We start from the raw sequence: 20,283 nt of genomic DNA, 5'->3' as shown, positions 1-20,283 counted from the left end.
GGAATGAGCATTAAATAACTTCCAGAAGTTTGTGGGTTGGGCGTCCCGCCCGTCCAAAAAAGACGGGCGGGACGCCCATCCCACAATAACAATTAAAATTGTAAGTAATTTAATTCGCGATCCTAAGATGCTTAAGCATCTTATAGAAAAAATGTGCGATCAAAGTTATGCCGAAAAAGCCCGTTCCGCGACCAGAAGATGAAGAGTCGCATTTGAAGAAGCTCAGGGAAGAACTGGACATGAGTCAGGAAGATTTGGCGCGAGAGCTTGGCGTTTCGTCGCAAACAATCAGCCGTTGGGAGTTGGGGAAGAACGTACCCACGTTCACCGTCAAGCAGATGAAAGCTTTGGAGAAATTGCTGGCTAGCATCGGCAGGTCGATCGGCGATTTGCCAGACAATCTGTGATCGAAACCATTAAACAAGCCCACGGATAAATCCGTGGATAACTTTTTCCAATCTAAAATCTAAAATCTAAAATCACTCGATCGCGACCTCGGTCTTTAGCTTGATAAAGCGAACGGTCTGCCGCTGCAAGCAGATTTTCCTGAGAAGTTTCGGGATGAGGAAACGTGCTTGCTACCCCCAAACTCAGCGTCACGAAAGAACACACCGCTGAATTAAGGTGTTCGATTTCTAGTTCTTTTACCCAAACTCGAATTTGCTCTGCAATCCAAACAGCTATTTCAGACGAAGTGCGGGGTAAAATTACCGCAAATTCTTCACCGCCGTAACGAGCCACCAGAGTCTCCCCGGAAACGGCGCCTGCGGAGTAATGTACAGCCTCAACAATAGTTTTGGCTACCTGCTGCAAGCAAGCATCTCCCGCCTGATGTCCGTAAGTATCGTTGTATCTCTTAAAAAAGTCAACATCGCATAAAATCAAAGATATTTCTGCAGCAGCTTCTCCCAATTCTTGCCATTTTTTCTCTAAGTATTCGTTAAAACAGTGGCGGTTAGCAATCTGAGTTAAGCCATCTAAGTTGGCAAGGCGATACAGTTCGGAATTAGCTGCTTTTAATTGAGAATTAGCTGCTTCTAGCTCGGATTGCGTAAGGGATAAATTGTAATAAAGTTCGCTCATAGACCAAGTAGCTTGTTGGTGAATTTGGGATAAAGCTACCCAGAGTTGGTGCACGTCTAAAAGTCGGTAAACTTGAGGTTCTAACTGCACAACAATCGGTTCGTAAAGTAGTTCCGGCGGTCGCTGCACGGAGCGCTGAGCTGCCATGACAATTAAGGCTACTCCTGGTAAAATCAAAATATCGGTTTGAGCTATTTGATACAAGGCTATAATCGGTCTGCAAGCAAATATATCTACTCCGTAAGGGCGGCTCATGCGTTCCATAAATCGCCGACGCGATATCATCCCTAAAAATTCCCCATTTACGTTTAAGATAACTCCCGGAAGCAGCGGGTTAGATTGAAACCACCGAGCTACTTCTTTGGCGAGATATGAGGAGTCAACCTGAAAATTGAAGAGAGCCAGATCCTTAAGAGTAGACTCTAAAGATAAATTTTTGGGTGAGTTTTCTGGCGAGTTGGACGGCTCAATAAATTCAACAGACACAGCGCAGATCCGAATAAATAAATAATAAAGAAGCAACAAAGCTAGTGTCAGATATTAACTTATACTAACATTTATTTATGAACAGTCACTGTATTCTTGACTACACTGTTTCTTTCAAGGGATAAGCTGCGGCGTTAGCTTATGCCTTGCCTGCATTGCATTACATTGATTTATCCTCACTCAATTAGAAAGCTATTGAATTATTATTCATTTTTTTTACGGTTGGCTTTTTGCGTCGTCAGAAGAAGATTTCAGAGCCAATCCTTAACTCATTCGCGGCGCTCACAAACTCAATAAACATGGTTTTTTTATTTAAACCGAGTCGAAGCTGTAATGAGGTTTTGCGTAAAAAAAAAACGTGGTTTCTGTCGCTGTTCTCAACTCAAAACTCAAAACTCAAAACTCAACCTTCCCTCACCACCCCCACGTTCCTGACCCTCCCTTAAACGGGCCGACAATATCTTTGGTAATCCAGCCACCGTAAAAATCCCCTGGTTGAGATTGCACTAATTCCCCGTCCACATAACAGGCATCCATCTTGCTCGGATAAAAAGCCACATAATCTTTAATAGCTGCAAAAACCTGATTAGGATTGGGATAAAACCAAGCAGCATTTACTACTTCTTTCGACTCTACCGTCACAGTGTAATAACCGGCTTGTCCCTTCCACTCGCACCAAGAACCCCGTAAAGTTTTGTGCAAATATTCCATTTTGATGTCATCGGGGCAGATATAGTAGGCAGGAGGGTGGCTTGTCTCCAATACCCGCTGAGGACGGCGCGTGTCGGCGATCGTCACTCCATTAAAAATTATCTGTACGTGTTTGGTCGATTCCTCAAGCCGAGGGGGACGTGGGTAATCCCAAACAGACTCTTGACCAGGGCCGGGCTCTATTCGATCGAAGTTCATTCGCACAATCTCCACTGAAAAAAAAACACTTAGCGACTTAGCATTACAATTTAATGTACCCTTAATCGAGTCGCTGCTTCAGAGCAAACCAGCTTTTCTCAACTCTTGGTAATATGAGTATTCGCGGTATAGATGTTTCCGACTACCAGCCCAATGTCAATTGGCCAGCCGTTGCGCGGGATGGTATTACCTTCAGTTTTGTCAAATCGACCGAAGGTGCAACGTTCGTTGCCCAAACTTTCGCTCGCAATTGGGCGGCGATGAAAGCGGCGGGGATTCAACGCGGTGCTTACCACTTTTTTCAACCTGCAAGCAGCATTCAAGGACAAATAGATTTGTTCTTGAAAACTGTAAAACTCGAAGCGGGGGATTTGCCGCCAGTCTTGGATGTAGAAACTACAGGCGGTTTGAGTGTGGATCAATTGTGCGATCGAGCCGCAATTTGGTTAGAAGCAGTCGAAAAAGCCACCTTGATGCGGCCGATTATCTACACTTACCCCGGTTTCTGGGACAACCTGGGGACAACACGGTTTGCCGATTACCCACTGTGGATTGCTCACTATACCAGTGCTGAGGAACCTTGGGTGCCCGGTGGCTGGAAAACTTGGACTTTTTGGCAATACAGCGACAGTGGCAGCGTGTCAGGCGTATCGGGCAATGTAGACACCAATATTTTTGAAAGCGTCCGAGAAGGCGCCGTAAGTTATAAAGTTGCAGACATCCAGAAGGAATTAAGAATTAAAGGTTTCTATCAAGGCGCGATGGACGGCAAATTTGGAGCTACCACCACAGCGGCGCTCATCTCGTTTCAGAAATTTCAAGGTCTCAATCCAGACGGTATTGCCAGCCTCAAAACCTGGGCCGCTTTGATGCGAAAATCTCCCAAAGTAATTGTTCCCCCTCCAGCCCCGACACCCACTCCGCAGCCGACTCCCACTCCGACTCCCCCTCCCATATCAGACGTGCGGCTGACTCAGGTATTCTCGTCTTATCAAGCTAAGGCTAGCCAAGATACTGCCTTAATTTGGCTGCAAAGTCAAGTTTCTACCTCTGTTTTAGGGGAATTTGCTCAAAAATGGCGGGCAACTACCTTACCTCAAGACAGTAATTTGCGATTGATAGATGTGGGCAAATTTTATCGCGGTTTAGCACAACAAGACCAAGCTTTAGATTGGCTGCAAAAACAACTTTCTCCGGCTATTATTAACGAGTTTGCACAAAAATGGCGATCTCAATCTATTGTCACTAATTCTCCGATTCGGCTGATAGATGCGTGCAAATTTTATCGGGCCGCACCCCAGCAAAACCAGGCTTTAGATTGGCTGGAGGGGCGAGTTTCACCGGCAATTCTATCGGAGTTTTTTAGCAGGTGGCAGAATGCCAGTCGATTATAAATTTTAGATGGGAGATTTTAGATGGGAGATTGACTCCACAGATAAATTTGGGGGTTTGATCGCTCTGTAATTGGAAAGCCGACAACTCTTGCTATTTGAGATTTGAGATTTGAGATTGACAAGCGAATTTCAAAAGTGGTACCCGCCACGTGATTTATCCGTGGAATCAATCCAAAATCGAAAATCTAAAATCCTCAAGCCTCCGAATTTATCCGTGGGGTCAATCCAAAATCTAAAATCTAAAATCGAATGACTCCCCATCAAAACTCGTCAAATCCTCTCCCTCTGTGCCCGCATCCCCGTCCAACTCTCTAACATAACAGACAATCTCTCGCTTAGCTACAGCTTACTCCCATCTTTGACGCCAAGAGAATTATCTGATAAAGTTATAGCGACTATCAAGTTTTTTTAATCTTATTGGGAAAAATCCAGGGACGTGCCGAGTTGGTAAGCTGCGCCGAAAATAGCGCCTGCACTCCAATTACCCGCGATCGAACATTTAAAACTAAGCGGGCAGCCTGTAACAATTATATCTATGGAAATCTCCTTTAACATCACCCTGTTGATGGTCATGACCGTCATCTGTGGCATCAGCGCTCAAGTTCTCGCCGCTTATCTGAAAGTTCCGGCGATAGTCTTTTTGCTGTTGTTTGGCATTTTAGCCGGCCCAGACTGCTTGGGAGTGCTGCACCCGAATCTGCTGGGCAGCGGTTTGGAAGTTATGGTATCCCTTTGCGTAGCTTTAATTCTATTTGAAGGCGGCTTGAATTTGGAATTGCGAGATTTGGGAAAACTTTCCGGCAGCATCCGCAATTTAGTTACCGTAGGCACTTTAATTACCCTAATTGGCGGCGGAATGGCCGCACACTGGTTGGGGGAATTTCCCTGGCCGATCGCATTTTTGTATGCTTCTCTAGTAGTCGTCACCGGCCCGACAGTAATCGGCCCTTTGCTCAAACAAGTATCCGTTGACAAAAAAGTTGCCGCCTTGCTAGAAGCAGAAGGCGTTTTAATCGATCCTGTCGGAGCAATTCTGGCAGTATTGGTGCTGAATATTATTTTAAACGGCAATGCTGATTTGGTGGTTTTGTTCCGAGATTTAATCGTGCGACTATTAGTTGGCGCAGTCATCGGAGTTGCGGGAGGTTGGCTGCTGGGATTCATTCTCAAGCGATCGCAATTTCTCTCCGAAGACCTCAAAAACTTAGTAGTTTTAGCCGGTTTGTGGGGATTCTTCGGCTTAGCAGAAGAAATCCGCAGCGAATCGGGACTGATGGCAACAGTCCTATCCGGCATCGTCCTCAGAGCCGCTGCTGTGCCGGAAGAAAGGCTGCTGAGGAGGTTTAAAGGTCAACTGACAGTCCTGGCTATTTCCATGCTGTTCGTGCTGCTGGCGGCCGATTTATCCCTCGCTAGTGTGGTCGCCCTCGGTTGGGGAAGTTTGTTTACAGTTTTAGCTTTAATGTGGGTAGTGCGGCCGATCAACGTTTGGCTGTGTACTTGGAATAGCGGACTGAATTGGCGGCAGAAATTATTTGTTTGTTGGGTAGCGCCGAGGGGAATTGTCTCAGCGTCGATCGCATCTTTATTTGCAATTTTGCTCACCCAGCGGGGAATCAACGGTGGCGACTCGATTAAAGCCTTAGTTTTCCTAACAATTATTATGACAGTTTTCGTCCAGGGACTAACGGCCGGCCGGATCGCTCAACTGTTGGGCATCACCTCAAAATCGGCAACTGGTGCAGCAATTGTCGGGTCAAATCCTTTGAGCAGATTAATTGCTCGCTTGTTTCAAGAACGCGGAGAAGCGGTGGCAATTATCGACACCAACCCGGAAGCTTGTGCACAAGCAGAACGAGAGGGTTTGCGGGTGTTTTTGAGCAGTGCTCTGGATCACAGCGTGTTAGAAGAAGCCGGACTGGAATCGATGGGAACTTTTTTGGCAATGACTAACAACGGCGAGGTAAACTTAGTGTTAGCTCAGCGAGCAGCCGAAGAGTTTGCACCGCCGAGGGTTTTGGCAATATTCCCCAAAGAGCCGCAAGCAAATATGCCTGCAAATCCGACTAAAATCAATCAAGCTTTTGTCTCGGATTTGTCGCTGAAGGATTGGAACGAATATTTGAGCGACGGCGAAGTGAAATTGGGGGAAACTGAGTTAAAAACAGAGGGATTGCAGTTTCAGATTGCTCACTTACAAGCTTTGGTTAAAGCCGGGGAGTTGGCGCCGCTGCTGCTGGAAAGGCAAGGATACTTGCAAGTAGTGTCGGCGACTCAGATTTGGCAAGCAGGCGATCGAATTATTTATTTGCTGTACGATCCGACACCGAAATTGTTGAAAAGATTGTCGGGTTCATCTCAGTCTCGTTTGACTTTGGAAAAGCATCAGGTAGTTGAAGAAGTGCCGATTCCTTCTCCGGTTTTAGAGGAGGTTTTGGAGTCAGCGGAAATAGCAAAGGATACTAAACTTTTGCAGCCGCCAGTTTCCCGATAGGGGCAGTATCCTCGATCGTACTCTGTAATCTGCTTGTTGCGATCGTCCTTACTCGGCCTCCCCAATTAAAGTAAACGCTGCCCAATTTCGCGGCTGGGGATGAGTTTTCATCGTAGTTAACATTGCCTGCCGAAGTGCCTGTGCTTTGTCGGGATTATTTTGCAAGTTTTGATAAAACGACTGCATCAATTCCGATGTCGGCGCATCGGGAACCGCCCATAAAGAAACAATCACACTCGGCACTCCTGCCGAAATCAAAGCGCGCGACAAACCAATTACTCCATCCCCGGTAATTCTGCCTTCTCCAGTGTTACAGGCACTCAAAACGACTAAATTTGCTTGCAGTTTCATATCAAAAATCTCTTCTGCAGTCAACAAGCCGTCATCGCTACCAGAGGGAGCCAGGGCGATCGCACTTCCCAATCCGCGCACATCATCGAGCAATCCATGCGTTGCCAAGTGAATAGTCGATGCTTGGGGCATTTTTTGAACGATCTGGGCTTTTGTACCTTGAGCGCCTATGATCGCTTGAGTATTGAGCAGAGGGGCGATCGCGATCGCTTCGGCTTCGGCTCCCGGTAGAGGAGACAATTGCCGTTTGGGTTCTCCCGGATAGGAAGACACACTAGGCATCGTGGGATTGCCCAATACTAGAGCATTACTGCTTTTAGGTTGCTTCTGTGCTAACTTCTGCCGTTGTTGTCGAGTTAATGCCAGAACTTGAATCGAAGGGGCGGTGAGAATCGTGTGTTTTTGGATTAAGTAAGTGCTACTAGCATCTTGCAGGGCGGGGAAGGGTACTTGAAACAGGGAACCTTGGGGAATGAAAATGACATGGGCATTGGGGTCTTTGGGTAGAAGGCTGGCAATGGGATCGATCAGCAGTTGATGCAGTGTCGGTAAGTCGGGTTGGGGTTGGGTGGAGCCAAAACTGCTGCGACTGCGAACAGCCAGAAATTCTTGATTGCCAATGATCAAGCTGGCTAGGGAGGCGTTGTGCTTCTGCCAAAGGGGTTGGAGGTCAACTTGACGAAAGGTAATTTCACCTGTCGGTTGAATTACCCAAATGTAAATCGCGGATTCACGCGCTATAATTTGTTTTCCCTGAATCTGAAAGTCATCGTAGATGATGGAATACTGCACCAAAGTGGCATTCTGTGCTTTGGCGATTTGGCGGATTTGCTCTCGATCAGGAGAAGTGTTAATAACCGGATTGGTAGAACCTGACGATAAGCGTTGTGTCAGTAGATCGACAAACGCACGAGCACGTCCCCGTTCGGCAATTTCTAGAGCGGCGATCGGGTTATTCTGAGCCACCCGGACTTGTTGTAAAGTCACATAGGTGCGAGCTTGTTCTTCAAAGATGGAGACTTTATTGGCATCGTTGGAGCCGAGCAGTTGACGCATCGATTCCCAAACTTGAATCGCATTGACGAGCATTTTCTCAGATTCTGTTAGATTGCCAGCCTTTAAGAATGATGCTCCGAGGTTGTTGAGCGCCGTACCTTCCCCCTCGGGGTTTTTAATGGAGCGGGCGATGGCTAACTGTTGCTGGATATACTCAATGGCTTTGGAATAGTTCCCCAGATTGAGGTAAGCGATTCCTAAAGCGCCCAGTGCATTACCTTCCCCGTCGCGGTTTTTAATGGAGCGGGCGATGGCTAAACTCTGCTGTGAATACTCAATCCCTTTGGAATAGTTCCCCAGCTTCAAGTAAGTGGCTCCCAAAGCGCCCAGTGCATTAACTTCCCCGTCGCGGTTTTTAATGGAGCGGGCGATGGCTAAACTCTGCTGTGAATACTCAATGGCTTTGGCATGGTTGCCCAGATAGATGTAAACGATTCCTAAAGCGCCCAGTGCATTACCTTCCCCCTCGGGGTTTTTAATGGAGCGGGCGATGGCTAACTGTTGCTGTAGATACTCAATGGCTTTGGCATGGTTGCCCAGATCGATGTAAACGACTCCCAAATTGCCCAGTGCATTACCTTCCCCCTCGGGGTCTTTAATGGAGCGGGCGATGGCTAAACTCTGCTGTGAATACTCGATGGCTTCGGCATAGTTGTTCAGAGAGCGGTAAGCATTTCCCAAATTGCCCAGTGCATTAACTTCCCCTTGGCGGTCTTTAATGGAGCGGGCAATGGCTAACTGTTGCTGTAGATACTCAATGGCTTTGGCATAGTCGCCCAGCCTGATGTAAGTGACTCCCAAATAGCCCAGTGCCTTACCTTCCCCGTCGCGGTTTTTAATGGAGCGGGCGATGGCTAAACTCTGCTGTGAATACTCAATGGCTTTGGCATAGTTGCCCAGATTTAGGTAAGCGATTCCCAAATTACTTAGTGCTACACGCTCCCTCTCGCGGTCTTTAATTTCGCGGGCGATGGCTAAACTCTGCTGTGAATACTCAATGGCTTTGGCATAGTTGCCCAGAGAGGTGTAAGCACCTCCCAAAACGCCTAGTGCCACACCCTCCTTTGGGCGGTTTTTAATGGAGCGGGCGATGCCTAAACTCTGCTGTGTATACTCAATCGCTTTGGCAGAGTTGCCCATATTGAAGTAAGCTGCTCCCAAAATGCCCAGTGCATTAACTTCCCCTTGGCGGTCTTTAATGGAGCGATAAATTTCCAGTGCCTGTTGCCAGGAATTCAGCGCTGCTGAGACTTGGCTAGTCTCAGACTGTTGAAGCCCCTGCCGCATTAGCCGATCGCCCTCTGCTTCACGAGCATCCGTAGTTTGAGCGATCGCTGGGAAGAGAGAGTCAGGAGTAGTTAATAGGGGGATAGTGGCAAGCACGAACAGGGAAATGGAAGCTAGGAAAACATGAGTGACCCTAGAGTGGGTTGATTTGAGTCGCTTAAATGGGGAATACAGCATAGGATTCTAGAGTTGGAATTTAGAGAATTAGCCCGATCGCTCTTTCTGCCGTCGTCGTGCGATCGCCTCACTCTGCCACCGGCGATCAACCTTCATAGAAGCTTACTCTGTCTCCCCAATCTCGCCGCAGGGATGGGGACTCTAATCTGAATTAGACGACTATTTTAGCGATCGCCCGATCGGTTTGAATCAAACCATTTCCCACTGGCGTAGTCAAGTCCAAAATCAAAACCTGGCGTGTTTAGATCGTCCATATCCAGAGCCGTCTGCTCTAATGCTCGATTAATATCCGCAGGACTTAAGTCGGGATTTGCAATGCTATCCTATCAACCCATTCCGATTAGAAGTTGTCGTCAAAATGTGCTCAACTTGAGCTGGAGTCAAAGTCGGATTAGCATTCAAAACTAAAGCCGCTACACCCGCTACTTGTGGCGTTGCCATAGATGTGCCAGTTAGGGTGTCATAGGTGCTATAGGGAGTTGTAGAATAGATGTCTACTCCCGGAGCAACTAAGTAATCTAAAGGTGTGGAACCCGCACGGTTCGAGGTGTCAGCCATCCTGCCGTTTATATCAATGCTGCCCACTGCAATTCCCAAGCGATCGGCATTACGAGCTGGGTAATCAGGTTGGCTAAAACCCGAATTTCCCGCTGCTATCACCACAACAGAGCCTTTGTTATTTGCATACTCAATTGCGTCATTCACCAGGTTGGAAGGGTAAAACTCATTTCCCAAACTGAGGTTAATTACATTTGCTCCATTATCAGCAGCATACCGGATTCCAGCAGCAACATTATTCAACTCGCCGTAACCAAAGGCGTCTAACACTCTGACAGGCATAATCTTAGCATTGGGCGCAACTCCTGTGATGCCAAAATCATTTCGTTCCGCCGCGATCGCACCTGCTATGTGAGTCCCGTGACCGTCGAAATCCAGATCCATTGGGTTGTTGTCGCTAGCCACAAAATCCCAACCCCGAATATCATCAATATATCCGTTGCGATCGTCATCGATGCCGTTTCCAGCAATTTCACCAGCGTTCCGCCAAATATTGTCATCCAAGTCAGGATGGGTGTAGTCAACACCACTATCCACGACAGCTACAACAATGCCATTTCCGGTAATGTTTTGATTCCAAACTTCCGGTGCGTTTATGACATCTAGCGCCCAATTATTCTCGCCCAAATCGGGAAGATCAGGGAAAGTAATTGAGCGGTTTAAGGTGTTGGAAACTGCTGCATTTGCATTCACCAAGCCGTAGCCGTAATTACTATTAAAAGTGCCGCTAGATGTGGGAATATTTAGTTCAGGAATAGAGGTGGCAGAAAGATTCAGGTTGTAATTGGTAGAGTTGTTTAAGAAGCTAGAGACTTGCACATAGTATGTTCCTGGAGCCAGATTGGGTACATTAATGACATCGGGGGCGATGCCACTCTCAAGAGAGTAGTCAATAGTTTCCCCAAAATCAACTACACCGTTGCGGTTTCTATCTTGAATTAGCTTTACGTCAGCATCTGCTCTCAAACCGTCTAGACGCAGGCTAAAATTGCTCTTAGTGTTGATATCGAATCGATAGAAATGGTTGGAAGCTCCAACTCCGACAAAATCAGTTAAGTTGATGCTACCATTTTCAACACCAACAATATTACGAGCTATCGAAAGAGAGTTACCTGGATCGGCGAAATTCAACTGGGAAGCAGATATCGTTCCTGTTAGCGGATCTGCGTTTATATTCGCCGATTGTGACTGCAGTTTGAGTTGAGAATCGGCGACATCGCCAGTAACTCGCTCGCTCGCAGAGTAACTGAAGCCAGCGCCTGCATTAGCTACAATAAAATCTGCTATCTGTTTCTGTGAGTCGAAGCTGGATGCTGTAGGATGAGTCAAGCTAGATTCAGCATTATAACCAGGAATATTCAATGGCTGGATCGCTCCATTGAGCAAGTCGCTGTTAGCCGGAAATGTGGATTGGGCGAGCTCGTTTGACTGTTGATTGAAATAAAGGCGATCGTTAGGATTAGTTGTGATGTCTAACATAATTTAAAACCTCAGATATTTAGATTCATTCTTGATTTAAATCTTACGTAGCACAGATCGAAAAATCATCCGTTCTACCCACAGACTTGATCAAGTACGGGGTGCAAAAGAGATTGCGGGAAAGTGCAATGTAGGTGAATATGTAGAGTAGATGGTTCACTTCCATCAGTGTTAAGATTATTGAGACGCGATCGCGAACAAAGATTCATTCCACAGTCCGCCAGGGAATTAATTCCCTGTCTCATAGCACAAGTCCTCTAAAAGAGGACTGAAGAATATAACTCAATAGTCCTCTTTCAGATATAAATGTCGCTTTTAGGCACTGAAGTTTTCAAGAGCCATTGATGAGGAATTTATTCCTCGCTACGAAGCTGTAAAAAGCGATCAAAATCCCGGAGCAGAGATAATACTACCTTGAAGATCTGCCACTCTTGCATTTTCCACAAAGCCTACTATCTCGCCGGAATTCCTAACTTTAATTAGAGTGCCTTGAGTCTGTACTGGTTGATCATCTAATGTACCGGGCGGGGTCAATAGGTTGAAAATTTCTGGTGCATCAAAGTCCAATAAAACTGTGATGTTTGTCACGTATTGCAAGTCTACATCAGTAGCATTCAAACCACCTGCCAATCCAATTCGATCGACGCCAACTCTGAAACCTAGAACAAAATCGGCATTATTGACATCTGTAACTCCGGGTTCTGCTTGGATGACGTACAAGTTACTGCCCCCGATTTTGATTGAATAATTATCATCCAAACCTGCTAAAATATCCTGACCCAAACCTCCCACCAGAGTGTCATTTCCGCTACCGCTGATTAACAAATCATTGCCTCTGCCGCCCAAGAGAATATCGTTTCCTGCATCACCTATTAGAAAATCTGCATCTTGACCGCCACTGAGAGAGTCATTTCCCTCTTCTCCAGTCAGGAAGTCTTTACCTTTGCCTCCGAATAAAGAATCGTTGCCCAAATCTCCGCTGATAAAATCTTCTCCTTCATTGCCATAAACCAAATCATTAGCTGTTGAGCCAGTGACTACATCGTCACCTGCAAGCATCCAAACTCCCAAAGGAAAATTAGTTGCATCTGCGATCGACAAAGTAACAACTTCGGATGTATTGTCGCCAATTAATCGTTGAAGTTCTGACGAATCGGGTTGTAAAGCCATAAAAAAAATCCTCTTAACACTTGAGTTAAATCTTAAGCAACCCCGATGGGAAAATCATTCGTTCTAGCCACAGACTTGATGAAGTAGGAGGTGCAAAATAGATTGCGGGAAAGTGCAATGTATGTGAATATGTAGAGTAAATGGTTCACTTCCATCAGTTTTGAGATTGAGATAACTCGGCGGTTGAAACCGCGTCTACACAAACAAAGTCTGCCTGCGCCGACTAAAAAATAAAGATTGTTCCCGATTGCATCGGAATTATTAGTCTCCGAAAAGGAGACGGCAGAGCCGTTTCCCTACAATGTTATTTTGGGTAGGGAAACCGCACTGCCGTCTGCTCTATTATTCAGGTTGTACCGGAATTGATATAATTTAGGAGAAAATTTAGGAGAAAAACATTGAGCCAATTCGCTATTAATAAAAACTTACTCTGCCTCCCCAATCAGAGTAAATGCCGCCCAATTTCGAGGCTGGGGATGAGTTTTCATCGTGGTTAACATTGCCTGCCGAAGTGCCTGTGCTTTGTCGGGATTATTTTGCAAGTTTTGATAAAATGCCTGCATCAATTCCGATGTCGGCGCATCGGGAACCGCCCATAAAGAAACAATCACACTCGGCACTCCTGCCGAAATCAAAGCCCGCGACAAACCAATTACTCCATCCCCGGTAATTCTGCCTTCTCCAGTGTTGCAAGCACTCAAAACAACTAAGCTTGCTTGCAGTTTCATGTCAAAAATCTCTTCTGCGGTCAATAAGCCGTCATCGCTACCAGAAGGAGCCAGGGCGATCGCACTTGCCAATCCGCGCACATTATCCAGCAATCCATGGGTTGCTAAGTGAATAATCGATGCCTGGGGCATTTTTTGGACGATCGCAGCCTTTGTCCCTTGTGCGCCTGTGATGGCTTTAGTGTTGAGTAGAGGGGCGATCGCGATCGCTTCAGCTTCGGCTCCAGGTAGAGGAGACAATTGCTGTTTAGGTTCTCCCAGAGAGAGAGACACGCTTGGCATAGTGGGATTGCCCAAGACTAGAGCGTTACTGCTGTTAGCTGGCTGATTGGCTAACTTTTGTCGTTGTTGTCGAGTCAAATCCAATACTTGAATCGAAGGGGCGGTGAGAATGGTGTGTTTTTCGATTAAGTAAGTGCCGCCAGAGTCTTGCAGGGCGGGGAAGGGCACCTGGAACAGGGAGTCTTGGGGAATGAAAATGACGCGGGCATTGGGATCTTTTGGTAAGAAGCTGGCAATGGGATCGATCAGCAGTTGATGCAGCGTCGGTAAGTTGGGTTGGGGTTGAGTGGAGCCAAAACTGCTGCGACTGCGAACAGCGAGGAATTCTTGGTTGCCAATAATTAAGCTTGTTAGGGAGGCGTTGTGTTTTTGCCACAGGGGTTTGAGATCGACTTCGCGGAAGGTGATTTCGCCTGTCGGTTGAATCACCCAAATGTAGAGGGCGGATTCTCGCCCTACTTGTTTGCCCTGAATCTCAAACTCCTCGTAGATGATGGAATACTGCACCAAACTCGCGTTCTGTGCTTTGGCGATTTGGCGGATTTGCTCGCCGTTGGGAGAAGTATTAATAACCGGATTAGCAGCATCAGATGATAAACGCTGTGTCAGGAGATCGACCAAGGCACGAGCGCGTCCCTGTTCGGAAATTTCTAAAGCGGCATTGGGGTTATTCTGAGCCACCCGGACTTGTTGTAGAAGGCGATAAGTACGAGCTTGTCTTTCAAAGATGGAGACTTTATTCGCGTCGTTGGAACCGAGCATTTGTCGCATCGATTCCCAAACTTGAATCGCATCGATCAGCATTTTCTCAGATTCTGTTGGGTTGCCAGCCTTTAAAAACGTCGCTCCAAGGTTGTGGAGCGCCATACCCTCCTGTTGGCGGTTTTTAATTTCGCGGGCGATGGCTAAACTCTGTTGTCCATACTCAATGGCTTTGGCATCGTTGCCCAAAAAGCGGTGGGCGAATCCCAAAACGCCCAGTGCCAAACCTTCCCCAGGGCGGTCTTTACTTTCGCGGGCGATGGCTAAACTTTGCTGTGCATACTCAATGGCTTTGGCATAGTTACCCAGATCTCTGTAAGCAAGTCCCAAAATGCCCAGTACCCAACCTTCACTTCGGCGGTGTTTAATTTCGCGGGCGATGGCTAACCTCTGCTGTGAATACTCAATGGCTTTGGCAAAGTTGCCCAGAGAGTTGTAAGCATTTCCCAAATTGCCCAGTGCATTCCCTTCCTGTTGGCGGTCTTTAATCTCGCGGGCGATGGCTAACTGTTGCTGTGAATACTCAATGGCTTTGGCCGAGTTGCCCACAGAGTCGTAAGCATTTCCCAAAATGCTCAGTGCCAAACCTTCACTTCGGCGGTCTTTAATTTCACGGGTGATGGCTAAACTGAGCTGTGCATACTCAATGGCTTTGGCATAGTTGCCCAGAGAGTTGTAAGTACCTCCCAAAATGCTCAGTGCCAAACCTTCACTTTGGCGGTTTTTAATTTCGCGGGCGATCGCTAAACTGAGCTGTGCATACTCAATGGCTTTGGTATAGTTGCCCAGAGAGTTGTAAGCATTTCCCAAATTGCCCAGTGCCAAACCTTCACTTTGGCGGTCTTTAATTTCACGAGCGATGGCTAACTGTTGCTGTGAATACTCAATGACTTTGGCATAGTTGCCCACAGAGTTGTAAGCATTTCCCAAATAGCTCAGTGCCCTAACTTCACTTCGGCGGTTTTTAATTTCACGGGCGATGGCTAACCTCTGCTGTGCATACTCAATGGCTTTGTCATAGTTGCCCAGAGAGGCGTAAGCAAGTCCTAAAAGGCTCACTGCCCTACCTTCCTCTTGGCGGTCTTTAATTTCACGGGCGATGGCTAAACTCTGCTGTGCATACTCAATTGCTTTGGCATAGTCGCCCAGAGAGTTGTAAGTACCTCCCAAAATGCCCAGTGCCCAACCTTCACTTCGGCGGTCTTTAATTTCACGAGCGATGGCTAAACTGAGCTGTGCATACTCAATCGCTGTGTCATAGTTGCCCAGAGATAGGTAAGCAGCTCCCAAAATGCCCAGTGCCAAACCTTCACTTCGGCGGTCTTTAATTTGACGGGCGATGGCTAAACTCTGCTGTGCATACTCAATTGCTTTAGCATTGTTGCCCAGATAGATGTAAGCAAGTCCCAAATTGCCCAGAGCCTCATATTCTACCCCGCGGTCTTTAATTTCACGAGCGATGGCTAAACTGAGCTGTGCATACTCAATGGCTTTGTCATAGTTGCCCAGAGAGGCGTAAGCAAGTCCCAAAATGCTCAGTGCCAAACCTTCACTTTGGCGGTCTTTAATTTCACGGGCGATGGCTAAACTGAGCTGTGCATACTCAATTGCTTTAGCATTGTTGCCTGCTGAGCGGTAAGCAACTCCCAAAATGCCTAGTGTTACACCTTCCTTTCGGCGGTTTTTGAGGGCGCGATAAATTTGCAGTGCCTGTTGCCAGGAATTCATCGCTCCTCTTAATTGGCCAGTCTCTTCCTGTTGTATCCCCTGCTGCAGTAGCCGATCGGCCTCTGCTTGACGGGCATCCGTAGTTTGAGCAACAACCGGGAGTTGAGAGTGCCGAGGAATATAAAAGGCAACAGACAAAAGGCAAAAAGCGAGGGGAAAGAGAAAACGCGATCGCACTTTGCAATTACTGGATTTAAGCAGTTTTAGCGAGAAAGATTTCATAGGATTTAGTCTTTGGATTGCGAAGGTTAGCGCTGTCCTTGTCGCTGTTGTTCGATCGCCCTAATTTGTCGCAATCGATCGCTCCAATCTTTCAAAGGTTCGGCTTCCGAACTAGCGAGAGAATCTAGCAATTCCAGCACAGCCGCTTGGTTTTGAGAAGTCTCAGAGGCCTTGCGCGCTTCGGCGATCGCGTCATACCACAGCCCCGCCTCCGCATACAAGTCGATCCGCTGTTGGGGAGTTTGGGCTGCTGCAAGTTGAGACTGCAACGACGCAGCAGGCTGGACTACTTGGATTTCTGCCGCCGCCACCACATTGCTCGCAGGATCATCCGGATCGCAGACCAACACCACTTGCCACTGATAGGATTGCCCGATCGACAGTTGGGGGAGATTTGAGGGCAAAGCAACCGACATTATTCCTGGCTGACTCTGCATCTCGGTTCTGTAGAGCAGTTGTCCCGTGCGAGTAAACAGCCTCAATTGCAGCGGACGAGGAGGGCTATCGGGTACAAACCAGGTAAAGGTCGGATGCCCAGAAATCGTCACTCCCACATGGCTAAACGGCACTAAGGCAGTCAATCTCGCCGATGAATTACCTTCACAACCGCCGCTGCGAGTGGTATTTGTCCCCGTTTCTTTCGGTTTAGAAGGGTTTTCAGGAGGAGTGTATTTTGCCAGCGCTACAGGAGCGACCCAGAACGAAACACTCAGCATTAAACTCGCAATGCCCGCAGAGTAAACGGTTCGACGCTTCCACTCGTGAGTCATCATCGCAATCCCCTGTGTAACTATTTCTACAGTAATCAACAATACAAAAACACAATAGAGGACTGCCCGCAAGCTTCGTTTGCGGGAAGGTGCAAAGATATTGGTGTCAGCTTAAGGGCAAACCCTCTGTCCGGCAGTCCGGCAGGGGTTTAAACCCCTGCCTCAAAGCGAAAGTCGTCTGAAGACGACTAATGAGTTCTTCAGTCCTCTTTGAGAGGACTTTCGCTATGAGACAGGGAATTCATTCCCTGGTGGACTGGCGGGTGGGCGGGAGGACTGGGTGGAGTGACAGCTTAAGTTGACACGCTTTGGGCCTTGCCGTATCCAGAGTTGCCGTGTTGTCGATCGTTATATCTGAGCTCTTGGACCATTCTCAAGAACCGGCAAGATGCCCGTTCCACAAAGAGTGAATTTCTTGTGGAACTGGCATCCTGCCCCTTCATAAACGCCTTATTGAAAAGGGTGCAATATCTCATCTCAATTAGCTCCGATATAACAAGCGTGAGCCACAGCGATCACCAGAACCACCGCCGTTTTGCTGGCCAGGTTAACTCGCACACCATCCCCTTCGGTTGATTCGGGTAGCGCCGAAATGCTCCGCCTAACTGTTTGGCTAAGTTCTTTGCAAGCTGGGTTCCTAATCCTGAAGGTTGAAGTTTAGGGTTTGGATCTTCGGTTATTTCCCTGTCTCGATCGATTGCAGCCAAGCTAAGCGTTTCTGACTGAGACTGTTTCCCCCTACCATTATCCGCCACCCGAATCACCTGCCGATCGCCCTCTTGAGTGCAAATTACGGTCAAGCGAGTGGCTTCGATCGCGTGTTTCCCCACATTGCAGAGCGCTTCTTCTAGAAAGCGGCAGAGTGCTCGCTTGTGTTCCAACCGCAGATGCGAGGTGTTCAAGGGATCGAACTGCACAATTTTGAATTTGATCGTTTTGAGGTAGGGCAATTCTTGTTCGAGCGTGTTGGAATAGACCTTGTAGAGCAATTCATGCAATGGAGCCTGCAGGGCCAATTCGATCGCACTTCCCATGCGGAGATGCGGTTCATCCGCGATCGCGTCTCGTTGCACAGAGCCGTAAACTGCCCGCAATTCTTGATTCAAGCGTTGCAACTCCGGTAGAAATGGCGACGGTGTGGCTTCTCCTTGAGCAGTTCTCAAAATTCCAACCAATGTTTGTAACGGGCCGCTATGAATTGCATTAAAGGTCTGCTCGATCGCAAACTGACGTTCTTCCAACCGCAGTCGGAGTTCCTGTTCGTGGCGATAAAATAACGCTGCCGTCAACCCAGCCCCATTCAACACGAGTACGAGCAACACAGGCACGATCGGCACCCACCATCCCAAAAGAATCAGCCAATAACAGAGCGCGATCGGGCTAATGCTGGCGACTAAGAGCCCGATCAAAATTTTCCAGGGCGATCGCAGAAATTGTCCCAAACTCATCCCCAACAGTCCCCAGACCGCAATCCAGAGCGTTTCCCAACCCTCCCCCCAAACCTGAAGCAACGGCCGCCGATCGAGCACCGCGCTAATCATCTGGCTGGTTTCGTGGGCTTGCATTTCGACTCCGTAAATCCGTCCGGGATTGATACCTGCGATCGCACCTGAACTTGCCAGATCCTTCGCGCTAAAAGACATCATCCCAATCAGCACAATTTTGCCTCGAATCCAGTTCGGATCTACTTGTCCCGCCTTGATTTGCTCCAGGGAAAGCACGCGAAATGGCATTGTCCCGCTGCGAACATTCAGTAAAATTTGGTTGCCGCCTGCATCCGCCCCCACATATCCGCCAGAGTTTGACTGCACTCTGGTAAATTCAATGCTGCCAAAGCGCATCGCCTCCCGATCGCGAATTCCATTACCTAGCTTAATTCCTCGGGTTGCTAAATAGCGCTCTGCCAGCCGGATTGCGAAGGAAAAACGGTATTCCTGCTGATGGCTACCAGCGCCCAATAAACTGCGGCGCTGGTAGCCATCAGCATCGAGAACGGCATCTGCAAAGCCAACCTGTTCGGGTGGTAGCGCGGGCGGAGGTTTGACGATAAAGCCACTGCGATCGGGCAAAGCAATCTCCACTCCGATCGCATTCTTGCTGCTGCGAAACACCGATGTTAGTTCAGCATGACCTGGTTCCACCGGAATATCGCGGACAATATCCAGCCCGATCGCGATCGAGCCATACGTTTGCAACCGTTTGAGTAAATCGGCAATATCGCGATCGGGAATCGGATAAGTTCTAGCGCGTTGAATATCTTCCTCAGTGATGCCGACAATTACAATCCGTTCATCCATTGGCTCAGGAGGACGCAAACGCAGAAATTGATCGAACGCAACCAACTCCCAAAACTGAAGCGCACCGCTCAATCTAGCCATCATCACAGCGACAATCACCATCACCCCTGGAAGCGCTCCTCGTCCCCAAGTCGTGACATCCGATTTCACTGCTTGCCATCGATCGGGCTTCACTAATCAATCAATCCTTCTTCCCTAGCTCGCACTTCCGTTTGAATCCGCAGATTCTTATCATCATCAGGATACACCTCTAGCACATCTCGAATCTTAGTCCAGTAATACTGCACAGTGCGTTCAGAAACATTCATCCGTTTGGCGATCGCAGTATCCTGTAAGCTCTCGTGAAAAGCAAATTGCAACACCTGCATCCAGGCGGGTTTGAGTTGCAGCCCATTGCGGATCTCTCGGGGTGTATAAATCCGCTCATGCAGCGCCCAATCAACCATTGCCAGCAAGTCTTTCATCGGCTGGCTCTTATCGACAACTGTGAAGCCGCCCATGTGATTGTCGATCGACGGTTTCAGCCAAACTAAAGTCCGAACATGGGCACTCTGCACCACAATATTCAGACTCGGATACTGCTCCATCAAGGTTTTGAGGAGTTGAAGCCCTGAATTCGCTTGAGCTGTTTCGCCGGTCGTCTCTGGCATCACCAAATCCACAATCACCAAATCCGGCGTCGTCTGCGCTATTTGCTGAAGGGCTGCCTGAGCCGTCGGAGCCGTCAGAATGTCTGCCTCTGGATATTCTTGCTTCAGAATGTTAAGCGTCCCACCTAACACCATCGCATGGTCATCCACAAGTAAAAATGTTCGTTTCTCCGGTTGAGGTAAAGTCTGGGGCATAATTTATTCGTTGCCACACAACATCGTCAGTTTAGGTAATCCGTCCACCCCTTTTAGATTTGGAATTTACGATTTTCGATTTGTGACCTAGTTGAAACTAGGGGCTTTAAACCGCTGAAATTCTCATTCAAAATCCCAAATCTAAAATCGTCTCGGTCATCTTCTTACAATAGAGGAATTACCTGGCTCCCGTCCTGCATCTGTC

12 protein-coding genes are annotated in these 20,283 nt (G+C 47.8%); 3 read left to right on the top strand and 9 right to left on the bottom strand.

Annotation, left to right across the window (positions count from 1 at the left end; all coding sequences use genetic code 11):
- The first annotated feature begins 167 nt into the window (after positions 1 to 167).
- Positions 168 to 407 carry a helix-turn-helix transcriptional regulator gene (locus QUA90_RS25455; protein ID WP_333328101.1) on the top strand — a complete coding sequence of 80 codons (240 nt, stop codon included), beginning with the start codon at positions 168 to 170 and terminating at the stop codon, positions 405 to 407.
- A 52-nt stretch (positions 408 to 459) separates the two neighbouring features.
- Here the strand turns inward: QUA90_RS25455 and QUA90_RS25450 are convergent, their stop codons facing one another.
- Together QUA90_RS25450 and QUA90_RS25445 are read right to left on the bottom strand one after the other, a co-directional pair.
- The gene (locus tag QUA90_RS25450) at positions 460 to 1,569 is read right to left on the bottom strand and encodes a diguanylate cyclase domain-containing protein (RefSeq protein WP_333328104.1); all 1,110 of its coding nucleotides are present in this window, start codon (positions 1,567 to 1,569) and stop codon (positions 460 to 462) included.
- A gap of 414 nt (positions 1,570 to 1,983) precedes the next feature.
- Positions 1,984 to 2,478 (bottom strand): DUF427 domain-containing protein, encoded by a 495-nt coding sequence (locus QUA90_RS25445; protein WP_333389049.1) that lies wholly within the window; start codon positions 2,476 to 2,478, stop codon positions 1,984 to 1,986.
- 113 nt (positions 2,479 to 2,591) lie between these two features.
- Between QUA90_RS25445 and QUA90_RS25440 the strand changes: the two genes are divergently transcribed.
- Both QUA90_RS25440 and QUA90_RS25435 read left to right on the top strand, forming a co-directional pair.
- Positions 2,592 to 3,872 carry a GH25 family lysozyme gene (locus QUA90_RS25440; protein ID WP_333448256.1) on the top strand — a complete coding sequence of 427 codons (1,281 nt, stop codon included), beginning with the start codon at positions 2,592 to 2,594 and terminating at the stop codon, positions 3,870 to 3,872.
- Positions 3,873 to 4,407: 535 nt separating this feature from the next.
- Complete coding sequence (locus QUA90_RS25435) at positions 4,408 to 6,366, top strand: cation:proton antiporter domain-containing protein (protein WP_333448255.1); 1,959 nt, start codon at positions 4,408 to 4,410, stop codon at positions 6,364 to 6,366.
- Positions 6,367 to 6,414: 48 nt separating this feature from the next.
- On the opposite strand, the gene QUA90_RS25430 is transcribed toward QUA90_RS25435, so the two are convergent.
- The 7 genes from QUA90_RS25430 to QUA90_RS25400 form a co-directional block, all read right to left on the bottom strand.
- Positions 6,415 to 9,156: a tetratricopeptide repeat protein gene (locus QUA90_RS25430; protein WP_333448254.1), complete on the bottom strand. Its 2,742-nt coding sequence runs from the start codon at positions 9,154 to 9,156 to the stop codon at positions 6,415 to 6,417.
- A gap of 399 nt (positions 9,157 to 9,555) precedes the next feature.
- A complete protein-coding gene (locus tag QUA90_RS25425) occupies positions 9,556 to 11,274 on the bottom strand; it encodes a S8 family serine peptidase (RefSeq protein ID WP_333328123.1) in 1,719 nt (572 codons plus the stop codon).
- Positions 11,275 to 11,658: 384 nt separating this feature from the next.
- Complete coding sequence (locus tag QUA90_RS25420) at positions 11,659 to 12,444, bottom strand: calcium-binding protein (RefSeq protein ID WP_333328127.1); 786 nt, start codon at positions 12,442 to 12,444, stop codon at positions 11,659 to 11,661.
- 425 nt (positions 12,445 to 12,869) lie between these two features.
- Complete coding sequence (locus tag QUA90_RS25415) at positions 12,870 to 16,166, bottom strand: tetratricopeptide repeat protein (protein ID WP_333328130.1); 3,297 nt, start codon at positions 16,164 to 16,166, stop codon at positions 12,870 to 12,872.
- Between the two features lie 26 nt (positions 16,167 to 16,192).
- Positions 16,193 to 16,939 (bottom strand): DUF928 domain-containing protein, encoded by a 747-nt coding sequence (locus tag QUA90_RS25410; RefSeq protein ID WP_333328132.1) that lies wholly within the window; start codon positions 16,937 to 16,939, stop codon positions 16,193 to 16,195.
- A gap of 512 nt (positions 16,940 to 17,451) precedes the next feature.
- Complete coding sequence (locus QUA90_RS25405; protein WP_333389052.1) at positions 17,452 to 19,407, bottom strand: CHASE2 domain-containing protein; 1,956 nt, start codon at positions 19,405 to 19,407, stop codon at positions 17,452 to 17,454.
- Positions 19,407 to 20,078 carry a response regulator transcription factor gene (locus QUA90_RS25400; protein ID WP_333328139.1) on the bottom strand — a complete coding sequence of 224 codons (672 nt, stop codon included), beginning with the start codon at positions 20,076 to 20,078 and terminating at the stop codon, positions 19,407 to 19,409. The genes QUA90_RS25405 and QUA90_RS25400 overlap by 1 nt, the downstream gene beginning before the upstream one ends.
- Positions 20,079 to 20,283: the final 205 nt, after the last annotated feature.

It is taken from the genome of Microcoleus sp. D3_18_C4 (assembly GCF_036702355.1).
Lineage (GTDB): Bacteria > Cyanobacteriota > Cyanobacteriia > Cyanobacteriales > Microcoleaceae > Microcoleus.
Note: the sequence above shows the minus strand (reverse complement) of the source record. Positions and strands in the feature narration are given on the sequence as shown.

Coding starts and splice junctions, on each gene's coding strand:
- QUA90_RS25455 (WP_333328101.1), top strand. CDS start 168: ATGCCGAAAAAGCCCGTTCCGCGACCAGAAGATGAAGAGTCGCATTTG.
- QUA90_RS25445 (WP_333389049.1), bottom strand. CDS start 2,478: ATGAACTTCGATCGAATAGAGCCCGGCCCTGGTCAAGAGTCTGTTTGG.
- QUA90_RS25440 (WP_333448256.1), top strand. CDS start 2,592: ATGAGTATTCGCGGTATAGATGTTTCCGACTACCAGCCCAATGTCAAT.
- QUA90_RS25435 (WP_333448255.1), top strand. CDS start 4,408: ATGGAAATCTCCTTTAACATCACCCTGTTGATGGTCATGACCGTCATC.
- QUA90_RS25425 (WP_333328123.1), bottom strand. CDS start 11,274: ATGTTAGACATCACAACTAATCCTAACGATCGCCTTTATTTCAATCAA.
- QUA90_RS25420 (WP_333328127.1), bottom strand. CDS start 12,444: ATGGCTTTACAACCCGATTCGTCAGAACTTCAACGATTAATTGGCGAC.
- QUA90_RS25415 (WP_333328130.1), bottom strand. CDS start 16,166: ATGAAATCTTTCTCGCTAAAACTGCTTAAATCCAGTAATTGCAAAGTG.
- QUA90_RS25410 (WP_333328132.1), bottom strand. CDS start 16,939: ATGATGACTCACGAGTGGAAGCGTCGAACCGTTTACTCTGCGGGCATT.
- QUA90_RS25400 (WP_333328139.1), bottom strand. CDS start 20,078: ATGCCCCAGACTTTACCTCAACCGGAGAAACGAACATTTTTACTTGTG.